Source organism: Paenibacillus sp. A3 (assembly GCF_001399685.1).
Classification (GTDB): domain Bacteria; phylum Bacillota; class Bacilli; order Paenibacillales; family NBRC-103111; genus Paenibacillus_G.
Genome location: NZ_JTHN01000183.1, coordinates 1 through 4,388 on the forward strand (window position 1 = coordinate 1; position 4,388 = coordinate 4,388).

Consider the following 4,388-nt stretch of genomic DNA (forward strand, 5'->3'; position numbering starts at 1 on the left):
GACAAAGGCGAACGCTGACGCTCCTCCAGTGGATACCCCGCCTACGTATGTATCTTTATTCTTGTCTAAACCACTTTCTCAACACTCTGGGAGACAGCCTGCAATGCGGGCTGTCTTTTTTCTATCTCATGCCGGACTACTTTTTCAAGCCTGCAGATTGAATGGGGCTCAGTTGGGTCATGCGCGTGAACATCAGGGCTATGTCCCACGGCGTATGATCGCGGCCTTGTTCAAGCCAATATTGAACGATGCCCAGATGCGCGGAGATTAAATAGGCCATCAAATAATCCCAAGGAACCGGCACGCGGTCTTCGCTGTGGTGGAACTCGTTGAACTTGTCCATTAAATGTACTTGCATGAACTCCTTGAACTTCACGGAAAAGGACGGGTCGCCCTTCGGCCCCAGCATAACGCTGAAAAAGCGGGCATGCTTGCCGAAATATTCGAACAAGCGGACCGTGAACGGAAAGGGGGTATCCGGGAACTCGTGCATGACCAAGTCCAGCGGATCGAACGTTTGAGCGATCTTTCGCAGCCCCTGCATCATGTCTTCGGTAGTTTTCTCCAGAAGATCGTATTTATCGGCATAATGCAAATAAAAGGTGCCCCGGTTCAGGCCCGCTTTTGACGTGATATCCTTCACTGTGATTCGTTCGAAACCATGCTCCTCCATCAGCTCAAGCAGCGCCTCCCGCAGCATGTGCATCGTCCGGACAATTCTGGGGTCGTTCGCATTCTCGGACACTTCCTTCAGTCCTTTCGCTCCAATATATTGTGTAAAAGTTGTCAAATACAGGTTGTTATTTGCGGGTTAGTAGACACTTTCCGCCGGACTGTTCATGGTATCGTCTCCAGTTAACACTATAATAGACAGTGTGATCATTAATCAACATGAAGTTTATTTTAGGAGGCGTAATTATGGAAAAGTCCGCAATTATCGATTTTGGTCAAGTCCGTGAGCTCAGCACCCCGGAAGAGCGTTTCAACCCGTTCCGATGGTACCGCAAAATGAGAGAGGAAGCCCCTGTCCGCTGGGATGAGGAGCGCCATACGTGGGATGTTTTCGGTTACGAGGAAGTGAAGACGGTTTTGGATCGGAAGGAGGTATTTTCGTCCCGTATTTTTCGAGACGGAAAGTCGCTTTTCGAGAACAGTCTCCTTAATCTCGACCCGCCGAAGCATACGCAGATGCGCGACATTGTAAATAAAGCTTTTACTCCCAAAGCGATGAAGGATTGGGAGCCGCGGATTCAGGCGATTACCAACGAACTGCTGGATGACATCGGAGGAGAACGGGAAATCGATCTGGTCGAGCAATTATCTTATCCGCTTCCGGTCCGGGTGATCGCCGAAATGCTCGGAGTTCCTGCGAAAGACAAGCGCAAATTTAAAGATTGGTCCGATCAGGCCGTGGCCGGGCCGGTTAACAACAGCGAAGAAGCCAAAAACGAGCAGCACCGGAAGCAGCAGCAGGTGGTCGGAGAGCTTTATGCTTATTTCAAGGAAATCATCGAACTGAAAAAAAATGAGCCCGCGGACGACATCATTTCCGTGCTGCTACAGGCCAGCGTGAATGGAGAGAGCTTGACGGAAGAGGAGATCGTCGGATTTTGCATATTGCTGCTCATTGCCGGAAACGAAACGACGACCAATTTGATTACGAATGCGATCTACACGTTCTTGGAATACCCGGAGGTGTATCGTGAAATCAAAAATCAGCCGGACGAATTGCTGCCTGCCGCCATTGAGGAAGTGCTGCGTTTCCGTTCGCCGGTTCAGTCGGTTTTCCGCTACGTGAGAGAAGACGTTGTCTTGGGAGGGAAAAAGCTGCGCGCAGGGGAATACGTCATCGCCTGGATCGGCGCAGCCAATCGCGACGAAAGGCAGTTTCAGGATGCGGAGCGGTTCGTGGTGCCGCGCAAGCCGAATCCGCATATGGCCTTTGGCCGGGGCATTCATTTTTGTCTCGGGGCGCCGCTGGCCCGTATGGAAGCGGAGATCGCTTTAAGAGAATGGATTCGGCGGTATCCTGACTTCAAATTAAGTGCAGGCTTTACATTAAAGCCCCTTGAAAGCTCGTTCGCGTACGGGATCAAAGAGCTGCTGCTCACCGTTTAAGGCGGCTAAAGGGTTAAGCGCAACAGCAGGTCGGTTAGGTCAATCGGCCTGCTGTTTTTTTGCGCGTTTTTCCAAGGAACGGGTCGACGGGAAGGGGGTTATGGTATAATATGATGAAGCACGTTTTCGAAATAAGGCTTGGCAAATGCCGGTGCCATAGACTATAAGTTCCATTGGCATAGGAGAGGAAAGTTGACGGATGAAGACGCTTGTTATCGCCGAGAAGCCGGACATGGGGCGCAATATTGCGGCCGCCATCGAGCCGAAGGCGAAAAATCAACGCACGCATATCGAAGGCGAACGGTATATCATTACCTGGGCCATCGGGCACCTGATCGGCCTCGCCGAACCGGATGCGTATGATGATAAATACAAAAAGTGGAATTTTAACGATTTGCCGATCATTCCGGAGCGGTTCAAGCTCGTGCCCAATCCGAAGACGAAGGACCAGCTCAAGGTCATCGCCGAACTGGCTAAACGGAGCGGGCAGCTTATTAACGCTTGCGACGCCGGGCGGGAGGGGCAGCATATTTTTTCCCTCATCCAGCGGCACCTGAAGCTGTCTCATCCGGTTAAGCGGCTGTGGATCTCCGACTTGACGCCGGAGACGATCCGCAAAGGCTTCGCCGAGCTGCGCGAGGGCGCGGAATTCGAGCCGCTGACGAGAGCGGCCCGGGTGCGGAGCGAGGCGGATTGGCTGATCGGGATGAACGGTTCGCGCGCGTTTACGACGAAGCACCGCGAGCTGCTGTCCGTCGGGCGGGTGCAGACGCCGGTGCTGGCGCTCCTGTACGACCGGCAGAAGGAGATCGAGGCTTTTACGTCGAGCAAGTACTACGAAGTCGAAGCATGGTTCACGCAAGGGGAGACGAAGTACCGCGGGCTGTGGCAGGGGGACAAGCTGACCGACGGCGAGAAAGCGGCGGCACTGGCCGCCAAGGTCAAAGGGAAGATCGGCCGGATCGAGAGCTATGACGTCAAAGATACGAAGGAGTACCCGTTCAAGCTCTACGATTTAACCTTGCTGCAGCGCGAAGCGAACGCGAAGTTCGGGTTTTCCGCCAAAAAAACGCTTGATCTCGCCCAAGCGCTCTACGAGAAGCATAAAGCGATCAGCTACCCGCGGACGAACTCCAACTATGTGACCGAGCAGAACATTCCCGAGATGCACCGGGCGCTCGACCAGCTCGGCAAGACGGGCTATGCGCCGCTTGTCCAGCAGGCGGACAAAAAGCTGGTGCACAAAAACAATAAAGCGGTTTGCAATCCGGCCAAGGTGGAAGATCACCATGCGATTTTGCCGACGCACAAAATGCCAAGCGGGCTCGCGCCCGACGAACAAAAGCTGTACGACTTGATCGTACGGCGGTTTTTGTCGCATTTTTATCCCGCGGCGATGTACAAGCTCCACACGATCGTGACGTTGGCCGAGGGCGAACGGTTCAAGAGCACGGTGAAGCAGCTGCTGTCCCTGGGCTGGAAGGTCATCTATGCTGACCAGAAAAAGGAAAAAGAAAAGCCGTCCCGGGGCAAGGGCAAAGCCGACCGGGAGCAGGAAGAGGATGCCGTCGCCGAGGAGGAGACTGACGCTCCGTTCGCGCTCGACCCCGCGCAGGACGTGCTGTGCAAGGACAGCGCGGCGAAGGAGAAGGAAACCCAGCCGCCGAAGGCGTATACCGAAGGCACGCTGCTGAAGGCGATGGAAAGCGCGGGCAAACAGATCGAGGACGAGGAGCTGCGCGACGCGATGAAGGATTCCGGGCTCGGAACGCCGGCGACACGCGCGTCCGTCATCGAGCGGCTGAAGCAGGTCGGCTACGTCGTCATGCAGGGCAAGCGCATCGCGATCACGCCCAAGGGTCGCACGGCGGTCGAGCTGATCCGCGGCGCGGGCGTCGAGCTGCTGACGTCGCCGGAGATGACCGGGCAGTGGGAGCGGCGGCTGAACGAGATTGCGCGCGGAGGGGCGTCGGACGAGACGTTCATGAAGAACGTCGAGCGTTTTGCCGCCCTGATCGTCGAGAAGGTGCGGGGGCAGAAGCCCGCGGCGAAGCAGGCGTTCGAAGGCGATGCGCCTTCGAACGCCCCGCGCCAGCGGCGCAAAAGCGGCGCGGCGGCCAAGGCCGCGCCGGAGGACACCGCCCGCGCGTCCGGCTCCGCGCGGGGCAAGCGCAGCCCGCCCGCAGCCGCGGCCGCGGGCGAGCCGCCTGCGGCGGAAGCCGGGCGCCCCGGCAATGCTGGCTCTTATAAACATCTCCCAGCCCACGAGA

3 protein-coding genes are annotated in these 4,388 nt (G+C 56.3%); 2 read left to right on the forward strand and 1 reads right to left on the reverse strand.

Translation table 11 applies throughout. From position 1 onward, the window contains the following. Window positions 1-136 precede the first annotated feature (136 nt). Window positions 137-745 carry a TetR/AcrR family transcriptional regulator gene (locus QJ48_RS25945; RefSeq protein ID WP_063858171.1) on the reverse strand — a complete coding sequence of 203 codons (609 nt, stop codon included), beginning with the start codon at window positions 743-745 and terminating at the stop codon, window positions 137-139. A 173-nt stretch (window positions 746-918) separates the two neighbouring features. On the opposite strand from QJ48_RS25945, the gene QJ48_RS25950 reads away from it, so the two are divergent. Continuing rightward, on the forward strand, window positions 919-2,118 hold the full coding sequence (locus QJ48_RS25950) for a cytochrome P450 (protein WP_054976305.1): 1,200 nt from the start codon (window positions 919-921) through the stop codon (window positions 2,116-2,118). 199 nt (window positions 2,119-2,317) lie between these two features. Next, window positions 2,318-4,388, forward strand: a 2,071-nt coding sequence (locus tag QJ48_RS25955; RefSeq protein ID WP_054976306.1) for a DNA topoisomerase 3, incomplete at its 3' end; no start/stop codon positions are given.

Excerpts from the sequence above, each read along its gene's own strand:
- QJ48_RS25950 (WP_054976305.1), top strand. The coding sequence starts at position 919 with ATGGAAAAGTCCGCAATTATCGATTTTGGTCAAGTCCGTGAGCTCAGC.